Origin of the sequence: Streptomyces mirabilis, assembly GCF_018310535.1 — a bacterium.
Classification (GTDB): Bacteria; Actinomycetota; Actinomycetes; order Streptomycetales; family Streptomycetaceae; genus Streptomyces.
Genome location: NZ_CP074102.1, coordinates 6,025,658 through 6,039,444, shown reverse-complemented (window position 1 = coordinate 6,039,444; position 13,787 = coordinate 6,025,658). Strand labels below are relative to the sequence as shown.

The window sequence follows — 13,787 nt, the reverse complement described above, 5'->3', positions numbered from 1 at the left end:
ACGGTAGGCGCCGAAACCGAGGAGAGCCTGAGGGCGGGATGAGGAACGCGATCAACGCCGGCGTGACCCCCATACCGCCCGTACCGGCCGTACCGCGTAATCCGCCCGCGCCGGGATCCTCATACGGCCTTGGTGGGGCGCACCGCTGTGGACAATGGCCGCACCCTCCCCCAAGTTCTCGGCTTCGCTCGAACAGGGGGACCCCCACCGCTGTCCCCGAAAGGCCCCGCATGGTGTTGAGCAGACGTACCTTCAGCGCACTCGCCGGCACCACCGCGCTCGGCCTCACGCTCAGCGGGAGCGACGGCGCATCCGCCCACGCGACCGCCCCCACCGGCCCGGCACCGGAGCCGCCCGGCGCGGACGGCACTCGCCACACCGTGGGCTTCGACACGTACTCGATGCTGGTCGACGGCAGGCGGGTCGTCCTGTGGTCCGGCGAGGTCCACCCCTTCCGGCTGCCGAGCCCCTCCCTCTGGCGGGACGTCCTGGAGAAGCTGCGCGCCCACGGCTACAACACCATCAGCGTCTACGTCTCCTGGAACTACCACTCCCCCGCGCCCGGACAGTACGACTTCACCGGCGTCCGCGACCTCGACCTGTTCCTGCGCACGGCCGCCGAGACCGGCCTGTACGTGATCCTGCGGCCCGGCCCGTACATCAACGCCGAGGTCGACGCGGGCGGCTTCCCCGGCTGGCTGACCGCCACCCGGGGCACCGCCCGCACCTCCGACCCGACCTATCTGTCGTACGTCGACGAGTGGCTGACCGCCGTGAACCGGATCGCGGCCCGGCACCTCTACACCCACGGCGGCGGCACGATCGTCCTCTACCAGCTGGAGAACGAGTACGCGAACAACGTCACCAGCCCCCGCGGGCTCGACTACATGGCCCATCTCTACGCCAAGGTCCGCGCCGACGGCATCGACGTGCCGCTCTTCCACAACGACAAGGGGCGCAACGGGTACTGGGCGCCGGGAACGTTCGACACGGGCGGCGAGACGGGCCGTTATCTGTACGGCTTCGACGGCTATCCGTCGCCCTTCGCGCCGCCGCCCGACTGGGGCTACTACGGCATCGGCGGTACGAAGGGCGGTTCGACGGCGAGTCCCGAAACCCCTGGGCTGCTGGCCGAGTTCGGGGGCGGCTGGTTCGACCCGTGGGGCGGGGTGGAGTTCGGCGGCAAGGGGTACGCGGAGTCGGCGCGAACGCGTGACGCGGCGTACGAGCGGCGTTTCTACCTCACCAACCTCGCCAACGGCATCAAGATCCACAACGTCTACATGACGTTCGGGGGGACCTCCTGGGGCTGGCTGCCCGCGCCGGTCGTCTACACCTCGTACGACTACGGGGCGGCCCTCGACGAGGCCCGCAGGCCCACCCCGAAGCTGGTCCCGATGCACCAGCTCGGGCAGCTCCTGCACTCCGTGCCCGACCTCGCCAAGCTGGACCGGGCACCCGACGTCCAGGTCGGCGCGCGTGGCGGCGCGTCGGGGGCGGACGCCGGGATCACGGCGTACCACCTGGTCAACCCGGACACCAAGGCGCACTTCCACATCCTGCGCAACGACCGGACCGACGACGTCCTCGCCGCCGTCCCCCTCGCCGGGGTGAGCGTTCCGGTACCGGTCCCCGGCCTCGACGCCCGGCTGCTCGCCACCGGTCTCCCGCTCGGGCGGCGGACGCTGAGGTACTCCAACGCCCAGCCGATGCTGTGGCTCACCGCCGGACGGCAGGACATCGCCGTGTTCACGGGGCGGAAGGGGGAGCCGACACAGACGGCCCTCGAGTGCGCGAGCGAGCCCACGGTCACCGTGCTGGAGGGAAAGGCCGACCACGCGTACACGTCCGGCGCGCTGCGCGTCGACTCCGAACTCGGCGGTCTGACCCGGGTGTTGGTGGAGGGCGGCGGCACGGAAGCCCCCCTCCTCCTGTTGCTCGCCGACGACGAGACGTCCGTACGGCTGTGGCGCTACGACACCCCGTCGGGGCCCGTGCTCGCATACGGCCCGGCGCTCCTGCGCACCGCCGCCCTGCGCGACACGACCGTCCATCTCACGGGGGACACGGTCGAGGCGGCCGACCTGGAGGTGTGGGGGCCGCGCGGGATGAGTGAAGTGGCGTGGAACCAGGTCACGTTGAACGCACGGGCGACCACCTCCGGGAGTCTGCGGGCCGAGCAGCGGTTGCCGGGGGTCGCGGCCGTCCACCTTCCCGAACTGGGCAACTGGCGCTTCCACACCGAGAACCCCGAGTCGGCGGCCGAGTTCGACGACTCCGCCTGGAAGGTCGCGGACAGGACCTCCTCGTACAGCACCACCCCCGTACCGGCCGGGCAGCCCGTCCTCTTCGCCGACGACTACGGCTTCCACTACGGAGACGTCTGGTACCGGGGGCGCTTCACGGACGTGGGCGTCGCCGAGTCGGTGTCCCTCTCGTACGTCACGGGCACACAGGGGCTGCTGATGGCGTGGCTGGACGGGAAGCCGCTGGGCACGCACCGGATGCCGGTGCCGGACAAGTCGACGGTCCGGCAAGGCACTTGGGCGGCCACGGCCACCTTCCCCGTGCGGTATGCGAACGGACCGCATGTCCTCTCCGTCCTCGTCCGCCGGATGCAGCACGACGAGGACGGCGCGGCGAAGGACACGCACAAGGCCGCGCGGGGCCTCACGGCGGTGACGTTCGCGGGGGCGAGCCCGGCCGTCTCCTGGCGGATCCAGGGCCAGGCGGCGCCCGACCCGGTGCGGGGACCGCTCAACCACGGCGGGCTGTACGGGGAACGGCAGGGCTGGCATCTGCCGGAGTTCGCCGACAGCGGCTGGAAGGTCGTGGACCTCCCGCGGGCGGCGCACGGGCAGGGAGTCGCCTGGTACCGCACCGGGTTCCGGCTGGCGGTCGACCGGGGCGTGGACGCCTCGATCGGGCTCACCCTCACCGACGACCCGGCCCGCGCCTACCGAGTCCAGATCTTCCTGAACGGCTGGAACATGGGCCAGTACATCAACGACGTCGGCCCCCAACACACCTTCGTCCTGCCCAACGGTGTCCTGCGCACCCGGGGCGCCAACACCCTGGCCCTCGCCGTACTGTCCGACGGCACCACCCCGGCCGGTCCGGGCGAGGTGAAGCTGACGCTGATGGGCAGCGCGGCCGGAGGGGTACCGGTGGCACCGGTGGACTCCCCCGGCCGCGCGCACGCCCTCTAGGACAGATCCTGGCTCAGCCGGATCACGTTCCAGGACAGCGGCTCCAGGACGGTGGTCAGGGTGCCGTCGTCCTGGAGGGTGGTGCCCTCGACGGGGTGCGGGGTGACCCGTTCCTGGTCCTCAAGGGTGTTGCGGGCGTCGGGGTCGGCGTCGGCGATCGCACTGTGCTCGACGACCGCCGTCAACCCCAGCCGGTTCAGGGCTACTTCGAGCGGCAGCGGCTCGGTCTGGCTGCGGTTGACCGCGAAGACGGTGACCGAGCCGTCGTCGGCACGCACGGCGGTGGCGTGCAGCAGGTCGACCTCGCCGTACTTCTTCGTCTCGTGCGTCGGCGACACCGCGCGGACGTCGAGGACCTCCCCGCGCCCGTACTTCGCCGCCTGCGCGAACGGGAAGAACGTCGTCTGCCGCCAGGCCGCGCCGCCCGGCTCCGTCATGATCGGCGCGATGACGTTGACGAGCTGGGCCAGACAGGCGACGGTCACCCGGTCCGCGTGCCGCAGCAGCGCGATCAGCAGGGAGCCGAAGACGACCGCGTCCGTGACGGTGTAGACGTCCTCCAGGATGCGCGGGGCCTCCTGCCAGTCCTCGACCGGATGCGGGTTCGGCCGGCTCTGGTACCAGACGTTCCACTCGTCGAAGGAGAGGTTGATCTTCTTCTTGGACTTCAGCCGGGCGCCCACGTGGTCGCAGGTCGCCACCACGTTCTCGATGAAGGACTCGGTGTCGACGGCGGAGGCGAGGAAGGAGTCTCGGTCGCCGTCGGTCTCCTCGTAGTAGGCGTGCAGGGAGATGTGGTCGACGAGGTCGTACGTCTCCGCCAGCACCGTCGCCTCCCATGCGGCGAACGTGTCCATGCTCTGTCCCGACGATCCGCACGCGACGAGTTCGAGGTCCGGCTCGATCTGGCGCATCGCGCGGGCGGTCTCGGCGGCGAGACGGCCGTACTCCTCCGCCGTCTTGTGGCCGGTCTGCCAGGGCCCGTCCATCTCGTTGCCCAGACACCACAGGCCGATGCCGAACGGCTCCTTGTCGCCGTGTGCCACCCGCAGGTCCGAACGAGCCGTCCCGCCTGGGTGGTTGGCGTACTCCTGGAGCTCCAGAGCCTCGGCGACCCCGCGCGTGCCGAGGTTGATCGCCATCATCGGCTCGGCCTGGGGACCGATCTTCTTCAGGAACGCGATGTACTCGGACAGGCCGAAGCGGTTGGTCTCGGTGGAGCGCCAGGCGAGGTCGAGGCGGCGGGGCCGTTCCTCAGCGGGGCCCACCCCGTCCTCCCAGTTGTAGGCGGAGACGAAGTTGCCGCCGGGGTAGCGGATGGTGGTGACGCCCAGTTCGCGGACCAGTTCCAGTACGTCGGTGCGGAGGCCTTCGGCGTCGGCGGTGGGGTGGTCGGGTTCGTAGATGCCGGTGTAGACGCAGCGGCCGAGGTGTTCGACAAAGGAGCCGAAGAGGCGGGGGTTGACCTCGCCGACGGTGAAGGCGGGGTCCAGGGCGAAGCGGGCGGTACGCATGTTTTCCTTTCGGGGGTTCGGATTTGGCTGCGGGTTCGGGGGCTGGTCGCGCAGTTCCCCGCGCCCCTAGCCCAAACTGGGCCAGCCGTCTTTGGTCCAGCTGAGCCTGTTCAGCCCCAGCTTGGGCGTGCCCGAGTCATCGGCGTCGTAGTAGTGGTACGCCAGCCAGTCCTGGCCTCGGTCGTGGAAGACCGACTCGCCTCCGGTGCCGATGTACCTGCCGTGTCCGGCCAGGAACAGGTCTCCGCCGCCCTCCAGCATCGGCTTGCCCGTGCTGTCCGCGTAGGGGCCGGTCACCGACGTCGATCTGCCCACCCGGATCTTGTAGGTGGAGTTCACGCCCGCGCAGCAGGCGTCGTAGGAGGCGAAGAGGTAGTAGTAACGGCCGTGTTCGACGATGTACGGCCCCTCTACCGCGTACGGGGCGTCCGGGCGGGTGGCCAGGTGCTCCACGGGCGTGTCTGCGATCGCCTTGCCGGTGCTCGGGTCCAGTTCGACCATGCGGATGCCCGTCCAGTACGAGCCGAACGCCATCCACAGCTTGCCGTCGGCCCGGATCACCGCCGGGTCGATGGCGTTCCAGGCGTCGGTGGTCCCCGAGGTGAACGCGGCTCCGTGGTCGGTCCAGGTGCCGGGCATGCCCGTCTTCGACGTGGCCACGCCTATCGCGGAGTGGTTGGTGCCCCAGGAGGAGACGGCGTAGTAGAGCCAGTACCGGCCGTCGCGGTAGGACAGGTCGGGGGCCCAGGGATCGGCGGTGGAGTTGTAGTCGTACCACCAGGCCGGGGGCGTGGTGAAGGCGTTGCCCGCGTCGTCCCAGTGGCGGAGGTCGGTGGAGAGGCGGGCGCCGATGACGCCGCCGGTGGAGTAGGCGACGTAGCGGCCGTTCTTGAGGTGGATGACCGTGGGGTCGTGGATGATCTGCTGGCCGGTGAGCGGGAGGGGGTCGGGGTAGGTGACGTCGGCCGACGCGGTGGACGGGAGCAGGGCGATGGTGGCCGCGGCGATCAGCGCGGCGAGTCTGTGGCGCTTCAACTCACATTCTCCTCGTGGCTGTTACTGGCCGGCCAGACCCGTGTGGGCCACGCCCCGCACGATCTGGCTCTGGAAGAAGACGAACACGACGATCAGCGGGAGTCCCGCGATCAGGCCGCCCGCCATGAGCTGTGGCCAGACGATGCCGAAGGCGTTCTGCACGGTGGCGATGCCGTTCGGCATGGTCATCAGGTCGGGGTTGTTGGTCACCATGTAGGGCCACAGGAAGTTGTTCCACGAGGCGATGAAGGTGAAGATCCCGACGGCCGACAGCGAGGGCTTCGAGAGCGGCAGGACGAGGGTGAAGAAGATCCGCCAGCGGCCCGCGCCGTCGATGAACGCCGCCTCCTCCAGCTCGCGGGGCAGCGACTGGAAGAACTTGTAGAGGATGTAGACCATCGCGGCGGGGGCGCACTGCGGCAGGATCATGCCCCAGTAGGTGTCGACCATGCCGAGCGACTGCACGGTGGTGAAGAGCGGGACGCCGAGGATCGCCGGGGAGAACATCAGGCCCGCCATCGTCACGGCCATCAGGACGGACTTGCCGCGGAACTCGGTGCGGGCGAAGCCGTATCCGGCGAGGGAGGCGACCAGCAGCACAATGAAGGTGACGCAGACCGACACGACCAGCGAGTTCACGAACCAGTTGGGGATGTTGCCGGCCTCGAAGACCTTCCGCCAGGAGTCGAGGGTGAAGTCCTTGGGGATCCAGTGCGGCGAGGCCACCGATTCGGCCGGGGTCTTGAGCGAGGTGGACAGGGCCCACGCCAGCGGCGCCATCCAGATCACGGACAGGGCGAGGGCGACGACCGTCAGGGCGATCTGCGCGGGCGTCCAGGTGCTGCGGGGCTTACGGAGGGTGGGAGACGGCGTGGTCATCGGGAGATGCCCTCCTCTCGGCTGCGGAGCAGCCACATCCGCCCGAGGGCGACGGCGGCGATGATGAGGAACAGGACGAAGGAGATCGCGGAGGCGTAGCCCACGCGGTAGCTCGTGAAGCCCTGTTCGAGGGTGTACTGGACGAAGGTGCGGGTCGATTCCTCCGGCCCCGGGCCGAACTGGTACATGACCACCGCCTGGTCGAAGACCTGGAGCGAGGCCAGGATCTGCAGCGCGATGACGAGGCCGGTGATGTTGCGCAGGTTCGGCACGGTGATGTGGAGCATGCGCTGGAAGGCGTTCGCGCCGTCCAGCTCGGCCGCCTCGTAGAGGTGTTGGGGGATGTTCTGCAGGGCGGCGAGGAAGAGGAGGAAGGAGAACCCGACCGTCCACCACAGGGTCGCGACGACGACGGCGAGCAGGGCCGTGGACTTCTGGGTGAGCCAGGGCGTGGTGAGGCCGAGGACGTGGTTGACCATGCCGTTGGTGGGCTGGAACAGCCACCACCACAGGTTGCCGATGACGGCCGAGGGCAGCAGGAACGGTGCGAAGAAGCACAGCCGCCACAGCCACTTGAAGTGCACGGTGTGGTGGGCGATCAGCGCCATCAGCAGGGCCACGACGACGATGCACGGGACGACGTACAGGGTGAACTGGACGCTGTGCCACAGCGAGTTCCACACCAGGTCGTCCTTGAGGGCCTCGCGGTAGTTGGCGAGGCCGACGAAGTTGGTGTGGTCGCCGGAGATGTTGGCGTCGGTGAAACTGAGGTAGAGGCCGCGGACCACCGGCAGCAGCACGAAGAGCCCGTACAGGACGAAGAACGGAGCGACGAACCAGCCGCCGTGCTGGAAGCGACGGCTCCAGCGCAGCCGGGCGGAGTCGGCGGCGGTGGTCGCGCGGGGGCGCAGGGTGGTGGCGGCGACCGTGCTCGTGGCGCTGCTCATGCGCCGGCTCCCTTCAGTTCCTGGGCGGCCGTCCTGCCGTCCATGGGGTTCTTCATGGCGAGCAGTTGTTCCAGGACGGACTTCATACGGCGGGCCGCGGCGGCCGGCTTCGCGGAGCCGAGGTTGGAGGAGGCGACGACCGGGCCGACGCGCTGTGCGAGGACGCCGGTGGAACCGGCGAACCAGATGTGCGGTTCGGTGGCCGGGTGCTCCATGGCGGGCCTGGAGTACTCGCTTTGCGGGCTGAGTTTGAGGTAGGCGGGGTCCTTGAAGGTGGGCAGATAGGCGGGGACATGGCCGCCGATGGCCCAGGTGGTGGCGTGGGTGACCATGTAGGCGGCGAGCCGGTAGGCGCCCTCGTCGGCGGCGCCGCCGCGGCCGGACTGGTGGGGCAGGATGAAGGAGTGCGACTCGGCGTGGGTGGCCGGTCTCCCGAACACCGGGGGCAGCGGCTGGGCGCCGAAGTCGAGCTTCTCGCCGTTGAAGTACGGCACCGACCAGTTGCCCTCCCAGGTGAACGGTGACCCGGCGAGGAAGGCCTCGCCGTCGGCCTCGCCGACGGTGACGTAGCCGTCGGTCACGTGCTTGCGGAAGAACTCCAGGACCTCGGTGGCCTTGTCGGTGTCGAAGGTGACGTCGGTCTGGTCGTCGTTGAAGTAGCCGCCGCCGAGCTGCTGGTAGAAGGCGACGAAGAACCACCAGGCGAAGTTCTGGTCGTTGGCGTGCAGGCCGAGGGTCTGCTGCCCGTTCTTCAGCTGCTTCTTGGCCGCCTTGAGGATGCTGAACCACTCGTCGGTGGACGTGGCGGCCGGCAGCCGGCCGTCGGCGTCGAGCAGCCCGGCCTTCTTGCAGACGTCCTTGCGGTAGAAGCAGAGCTGGACGTGGATGTCGAGGGGCAGGGCGTAGAGCTTGCCGCCGACGATGCCGCGCTTCCACAGCACGGGGTTGAAGTCGGCCTCCCGCACGCCGTACTTGGCCAGGAGGTCGATGTCCCAGGGGTCCAGGAGGCGGCCGGGCGCGAATCCGGGGACGCGGCCCTGGTGCATGACGGCGAGGTCCGGTGCGCGGTTGCCGGCCGCGGCCATGGCGAGCTTGGTGTAGTAGGGGCCGCCCCAGGTCAGGGTGGAGTCCTTGACCGCGATGTCCGGATGTTCCTTGCGGAAGGCGTCCACCATCGCGACCTGGTTGGTGCCGTCGCCGCCCTGGAAGAGGTTCCAGTAGCGGACCCGGGTGCGCGCGCTGGAGGCGAGCGCGTCCGCGCCGGTGCCGAGCGCGGCGAAGCCGAGGCTACCGGCGACGGTCAGGCCGCCCAGTGCGGCCAAAACGTTCCTGCGGTTCAGGTGTCCACGGTTCGGATACCCGTCGTTCAGGTCAGGTCGTCCCATGCCCTGCCCTTACTGTTCGAGATTCGCTGTTCGAAATTTCGGTGATCGCTCGTAACTTCGAACGGGACCGTAGATAGGAAGCGCTTTCTCGTCAATGGTTTGCACAAAAATCGAAGGTCCCCGTCCGGTGGTCGACGACCGGACGGGGACCTACGAGGGGAAAACTGTCAGCCGGCGAACGGCGGCTGCGGCAGGCCCTTCCCCGCGCCGGGGACGACGAGCACCGAGCCGGAGAGCGGATGCGGCGCCTCCAGGCCCGTACGCGCCGTGGTGATGTACAGGTCGGTCAGGTCCGCGCCGCCGAAGGCGCAGGCGGTGGGGCGGGGGACGGGAAGTTCCACGACCCGGTCCAGCTCGCCGTCCGGTGTGTAGCGGCGGACCGCTCCGCCGTCCCAGAGGGCCACCCACACACAGCCCTCGGCGTCGACGGTGAGCCCGTCGGGCCAGCCCGCACCCTCTTCGATCACAGCCAACGGACGCCTGTTGAGGGGGAGTTGACCGTCACCCACGTCGAAGACGTCGACGCGGCGGGTCGGGGAGTCGATGTAGTACATCAGCCGGCCGTCCGGGCCCCAGCCCGTGCCGTTGCTGACGGCGACGTCGTCGAGGATCGCGGTGACCGCGCCGTCGGCGGTGATCCGGGACAGGGTGCCGCCGCCCGGGGCTTCGTCGTAGCGCATGGTGCCGAAGAGCAGCGAGCCGTCGGGGGCGACCGCGGCGTCGTTCGCGCGGCGGCCGGGGACGGGGTCGCGGTGCAGCCACCGGAAGCCCTCGGCGCCGCCGTACGTCGCCACGCCGTCCCGCAGATTGACGACCAGGCCGCCGCCCGCGCGGGGCTTGGCGGCGCCCACGTGCTGCTCGGTGACCATGACCGTGCGGCGCCCGGAGACGGGGTCGTACGTGTGGACCCGGGAGCCGAGGATGTCCACCCAGATCAGCCGCTGCGCGTCCGGATCCCAGCTCGGGCCCTCGCCGAGGGCCGCCTCGGCGCGCACCGCGACGTCGAAGGCCGCGTTGCCCGTTTTGCCGGTCGTCGCGGTCATCCCACCACGCTCCGGTGGCCGAGCCGCTCGGACAGCTCGGCGGCACCCTTCGCGGCGAGCTGCTCCAGCTCCACGCGGCGCTCGTCGCTCCAGCGGATCATCGGTACGGAGATGGAGAGCGCGGCGACGACCTGGCCCGTGCGGTCGCGCACCGGGGCGGCGACGCAGCTGACGTCCGGGTTCGACTCGCGGCTCTCCACGGCGACGCCGCGGCGGCGGATCTCGGCGAGGGCCTCGCGCAGGGCGCCCGGCTCGGTGATGCTGTTCGGCGTCATCGCGACCAGGTCCGCGTTGTCCGGGATACGGGAGGTCAGCTCGACGTCGGGAAGCGAGGCGAGCAGCATCTTGCCGACGGAGGTGCAGTGGGCGGGCAGGCGCCGACCCGCCGCGGACACCATGCGCACGGCGTGCGTGGAGTCGACCTTCGCGATGTAGATGACGTCCGTGCCCTCCAGGATCGCCACGTGGACGGTCTCGTCGCAGGTCTCGGCGACGGACCGGGCGACCTGCTGGCCCTCGGCGGCGAGGTCCAGCTGCTCGGCGTACCGGCTCCCGAGCTGGTACGGGCGCACCCCGAGGCGGTAGCGTCCCGGCTGGCCGGGAACCTGCACGATGTACGAGCGGGCGGCGAGCGTGGTGACCAGCTCGTGCACCGTCGTCCGGGGAAGCTGGAGCTTGCGCACGATGTCGGGGGCGGAGAGCGTCCCGTCCCCGTCGAGGAAGAGCTCGAGTATGTCGAGAGCTCGGGTCACGGCAGGTACGAGGCGTCCCACAACCGGCCCCCTCCCTATGTTCGAAATTTCAACAGCCGATCGGCATGACGAACACAGGCTACTCATAGTGCTCTTGCACGGGCAATGGGTGGGCAACGGTGAGGTGCAGGGGGTCACAGGGGCACTGGCGCGCAGGCGGAGCCGGCCGCGCGCGACGGGAGGTCAGCGGCGGGGGCGGGGATCACCCAGCTCACCGCGCAGACGCTGCGCGCGGAGTACCAGCTCCAGTTCGAACCGCCGGTCCGGGTCGTCGATCTCGTCACCCCACAGCTCCCTGATCTGGCGGAGGCGGTAGCGGACGGTCTGGGGGTGGACACCGAGCCGCGCGGCAACCTCCGGCGCACCTCCGCGCGTCTCCAGCCACGCCAGCAGCGTCTCCGCGAGACGCCGGCCGTGCGTCGGCCCGCAGTGCGCGAGCGGCGCCAGGCAACGCAGGGCGAGGTCGTCGATCAGCTCCTCGGGCTGGAGGAGCACCAGGGCCTCGGTGTGCTCGGTGCAGTGGAGCACCTCCCCGCCGGGCAGCAGCCGCCGCTCCATCAGCCGTACCGCCGCATCCGCCCAGCGCAGCGACTTCGCCGCGTCGGCCAGCGGCACCGGCGGCCCGATCGCCCCGGACCAGCCGGTGAGCGCCCGGTGCAGCAGCTCCGGCCGCCCGGCGGCGTCCGGCTCGGGCACGACCATCCGCGGCTGCTCGTACTCCATGTCGAGCAACACCCCCTGCCCGACGGCGGGCGCCACGGCCTCCCGCGCCGGCCTCAGCAGCACCCCGACGGCGACTTTGTCCGGCAGTGGCCAGCCGATCCGCGCGGCCCGCTCGACGAGCGCCTCGGCGGGATCTCCCCGGTGGTGGTGCTCGGCGAGCAGCAGCTCCATCAGCCGGCGCTGGAGGCGGAGGCGCTCCCCCGCCTGCCGGGCCGCGGCCTCGGCGTAACCCCGTACGGACTGGTCCACCAGACCGTCCAGGTACTCGTATCCCGCGTCGACGAGCTCGTACATCGCCGGTGGCGGGATCTCGACCCGTTGTCCGATCTCCGCGAACCGGCGCCAGGCGAGGCGTACGCCCAGCCGGTAGATCGCCTGAAGTGAGTCGAGGCTGCGGCCGTGCAGTCCCTCGCCGCGGCCGAACTCCTGGAAGACCTCGGGGTGGACGCGGGGCCTGCCCTCCGCCGTCTCCAGGTGCTGTACGAAGACCTCGATGGCCCGGCGGATGCCGACGAGGGCCATCGGCTCGCCGGAGTCGTCGAGGACGAGGGGCAGGTTCGGGTACTCGCGGCGGATCTCCCGGAGGATCTCCTCGGCGAGATCCGGCGCCTCGCCCAGGGCGATCGCCGCGAACTGCCGCACCTGGGCGCGGGGAACGTCATGCCAGGCCGAGCGCATGGCGACGGTCCCGTGGCCGGCCTGCGCTTTCCGGTCCGTCTCCGGCGCGCCCCTCGGCACGGTCAGTGCTCCTGGTCGGCATGCTCGTACGTGATCAGGGGGGTGTTCGGCTGGTCGGGGGTCGCGTCGAGCAGCGCGACGAGGCCGAGTGCGGCACCCACGGCGAGCGCGGCGGCGGCCGCGACGGTGAGTACGGCGGCCAACAGTCTGGACATCGCAGGGTGAGCCTCTCTGTCGGAGGTCGTCCCCACCCGTTCCCGTGATCCGCGCAGCCCGTTTCGCCGGTCCCGTCCGGCAAGTCCTCAGTCTCGACAATGCATTGACACTCCGTCAAGGGTGCCCGTACGGTTCCCGGCCCATACCGCACGTGCACTTTCCCTCCTGGTGTCGACGCACCCGTATCACCGCGTTCCACCCGCATCACCCGCATCACCCGCGACCGGCCGTGACCGGCCGTGATCAGCAGTGGTGACCCGTGTGTCGAGCCTCCTCACGCCCCTGGAGTGCCCGGATGCGCCGGAAACCCTCACCCCTCGCACTGGTCCTGCTCGGCCTCGGCACGTTTCTGCTCGTACTGGCCCCGATGCTCGCGTGGTACGTGGAACCGCGGGCCGCCGTGAATCCCATCGACATCGACACGACCGCCGTCTACACCGGCACGGGCGCCTATTTCGACACCGCGCAGATCCAGACCCTGTACGACAAGCGGATCACCATCACCCAGCAGGTCAGAGGCGATGTCGCCGACAGTGAGCACAGCGGGCGCGCCGTCTGGGACGTGACGACGACGGTCGACACGGACAAGTCGCTGCCCGCGGCCGACCCGCACGACGCGCTGGAGTTCTTCCCGAACCGCTGGGTCACCGACCGGAAGACCAACCAGCCGGTGCACTGCTGCCAGGAGAATCCGCACTTCGAGGGCGACGCCTACCTCAAGTTCCCCTTCGACGTGCAGAAACACGCGTACCGCTGGTGGGACAACTCCCTCGGCGCACCGATCACGCTGGCCTACCGTGGCACCAAGAAGATCCAGGGCTACACGGGTTACCGCTTCACCGGCACGGTCCCCCCGACGAAGATCGGCACCCGGCTGGTGCCCGGCAGCATCGTCGACCTGCCGGGTCGCCCCCAGGTGCTGGCCGAGGAGTGGTACTCCAACCACGGCATCGAGCTGGTCGTCGACCAGCGCACCGGCCGGGTGCTCTACGCCCAGGTCGGTCCGCGCAGGACGTTGCGCGCCCCGGGTTCCACGTACGACTCGACGCTGCTCCTGGACGCCGACAAGCTGGCCTTCACCACGGCCACCCAGAAGGACCAGGTGAAGCAGGCGAAGAAGGAGAGCGGTCAACTGCGCCTGGTGGGGCAGACATTGCCGATAGGTGCCGGTGTGCTCGGGTTCGCCCTCGCCGCTGTGGGGGGCGTTTTGGTGGTACGAGGGCGACGGGATCCCGGTTCGCCCGGTAACTCCCCTTCACCACTCACGATGTGATGGCCTGTCAGCTCCACAAAGCCCGGAATTTGTCACCTCGGTGAGTAGCAGCTTCCCAGCGCCGGGCGAAAACTATCCACCCCCACCCGAGCACAGCCCGCCCACACTCCCGTTACAGCCAGTACCCGCATCC

General features: G+C 70.0%; 11 protein-coding genes. 2 read left to right on the top strand and 9 right to left on the bottom strand.

The window, feature by feature from the left end; genetic code table 11:
* Positions 1 to 230: 230 nt before the first annotated feature.
* A complete protein-coding gene (locus SMIR_RS26525; protein WP_212727470.1) occupies positions 231 to 3,209 on the top strand; it encodes a beta-galactosidase in 2,979 nt (992 codons plus the stop codon).
* Here the strand turns inward: SMIR_RS26525 and arfA are convergent.
* The 9 genes from arfA to SMIR_RS26480 form a co-directional block, all read right to left on the bottom strand.
* A complete protein-coding gene (gene arfA / locus SMIR_RS26520; protein ID WP_168491169.1) occupies positions 3,206 to 4,723 on the bottom strand; it encodes an arabinosylfuranosidase ArfA in 1,518 nt (505 codons plus the stop codon). The genes SMIR_RS26525 and arfA overlap by 4 nt on opposite strands.
* Positions 4,724 to 4,789: 66 nt before the next feature.
* The gene (locus SMIR_RS26515) at positions 4,790 to 5,758 is read right to left on the bottom strand and encodes an arabinan endo-1,5-alpha-L-arabinosidase (RefSeq protein WP_168491171.1); all 969 of its coding nucleotides are present in this window, start codon (positions 5,756 to 5,758) and stop codon (positions 4,790 to 4,792) included.
* A gap of 21 nt (positions 5,759 to 5,779) precedes the next feature.
* A complete protein-coding gene (locus SMIR_RS26510; protein ID WP_054233582.1) occupies positions 5,780 to 6,637 on the bottom strand; it encodes a carbohydrate ABC transporter permease in 858 nt (285 codons plus the stop codon).
* Positions 6,634 to 7,584, bottom strand: coding sequence for a carbohydrate ABC transporter permease (locus SMIR_RS26505; RefSeq protein WP_168491175.1), 951 nt, complete (start codon positions 7,582 to 7,584; stop codon positions 6,634 to 6,636). Before SMIR_RS26505 ends, SMIR_RS26510 begins: the two co-directional genes overlap by 4 nt.
* Positions 7,581 to 8,969: an extracellular solute-binding protein gene (locus tag SMIR_RS26500; RefSeq protein ID WP_168491177.1), complete on the bottom strand. Its 1,389-nt coding sequence runs from the start codon at positions 8,967 to 8,969 to the stop codon at positions 7,581 to 7,583. Before SMIR_RS26500 ends, SMIR_RS26505 begins: the two co-directional genes overlap by 4 nt.
* 167 nt (positions 8,970 to 9,136) lie before the next feature.
* On the bottom strand, positions 9,137 to 10,012 hold the full coding sequence (locus tag SMIR_RS26495; RefSeq protein WP_168491179.1) for an SMP-30/gluconolactonase/LRE family protein: 876 nt from the start codon (positions 10,010 to 10,012) through the stop codon (positions 9,137 to 9,139).
* Positions 10,009 to 10,785 carry an IclR family transcriptional regulator gene (locus SMIR_RS26490; RefSeq protein WP_168491181.1) on the bottom strand — a complete coding sequence of 259 codons (777 nt, stop codon included), beginning with the start codon at positions 10,783 to 10,785 and terminating at the stop codon, positions 10,009 to 10,011. The genes SMIR_RS26495 and SMIR_RS26490 overlap by 4 nt, the downstream gene beginning before the upstream one ends.
* A gap of 162 nt (positions 10,786 to 10,947) precedes the next feature.
* A complete protein-coding gene (locus SMIR_RS26485; RefSeq protein WP_168500994.1) occupies positions 10,948 to 12,165 on the bottom strand; it encodes a PucR family transcriptional regulator in 1,218 nt (405 codons plus the stop codon).
* A gap of 62 nt (positions 12,166 to 12,227) precedes the next feature.
* Complete coding sequence (locus SMIR_RS26480) at positions 12,228 to 12,380, bottom strand: hypothetical protein (protein WP_168491185.1); 153 nt, start codon at positions 12,378 to 12,380, stop codon at positions 12,228 to 12,230.
* A 296-nt stretch (positions 12,381 to 12,676) separates the two neighbouring features.
* On the opposite strand from SMIR_RS26480, the gene pgfA reads away from it, so the two are divergent.
* Entirely contained in the window at positions 12,677 to 13,654 is a 978-nt protein-coding gene (gene pgfA / locus SMIR_RS26475; RefSeq protein WP_168491187.1) for a cell envelope lipid trafficking protein PgfA, read from the top strand.
* Positions 13,655 to 13,787 lie beyond the last annotated feature (133 nt).

What these genes read in the sequence shown, in the direction of transcription:
- SMIR_RS26525 (WP_212727470.1), top strand. Translation starts at nt 231, where the DNA reads ATGGTGTTGAGCAGACGTACCTTCAGCGCACTCGCCGGCACCACCGCG.
- arfA (WP_168491169.1), bottom strand. Translation starts at nt 4,723, where the DNA reads ATGCGTACCGCCCGCTTCGCCCTGGACCCCGCCTTCACCGTCGGCGAG.
- SMIR_RS26510 (WP_054233582.1), bottom strand. Translation starts at nt 6,637, where the DNA reads ATGACCACGCCGTCTCCCACCCTCCGTAAGCCCCGCAGCACCTGGACG.
- SMIR_RS26505 (WP_168491175.1), bottom strand. Translation starts at nt 7,584, where the DNA reads ATGAGCAGCGCCACGAGCACGGTCGCCGCCACCACCCTGCGCCCCCGC.
- SMIR_RS26500 (WP_168491177.1), bottom strand. Translation starts at nt 8,969, where the DNA reads ATGGGACGACCTGACCTGAACGACGGGTATCCGAACCGTGGACACCTG.
- SMIR_RS26495 (WP_168491179.1), bottom strand. Translation starts at nt 10,012, where the DNA reads ATGACCGCGACGACCGGCAAAACGGGCAACGCGGCCTTCGACGTCGCG.
- SMIR_RS26485 (WP_168500994.1), bottom strand. Translation starts at nt 12,165, where the DNA reads ATGCGCTCGGCCTGGCATGACGTTCCCCGCGCCCAGGTGCGGCAGTTC.
- SMIR_RS26480 (WP_168491185.1), bottom strand. Translation starts at nt 12,380, where the DNA reads ATGTCCAGACTGTTGGCCGCCGTACTCACCGTCGCGGCCGCCGCCGCG.
- pgfA (WP_168491187.1), top strand. Translation starts at nt 12,677, where the DNA reads ATGCGCCGGAAACCCTCACCCCTCGCACTGGTCCTGCTCGGCCTCGGC.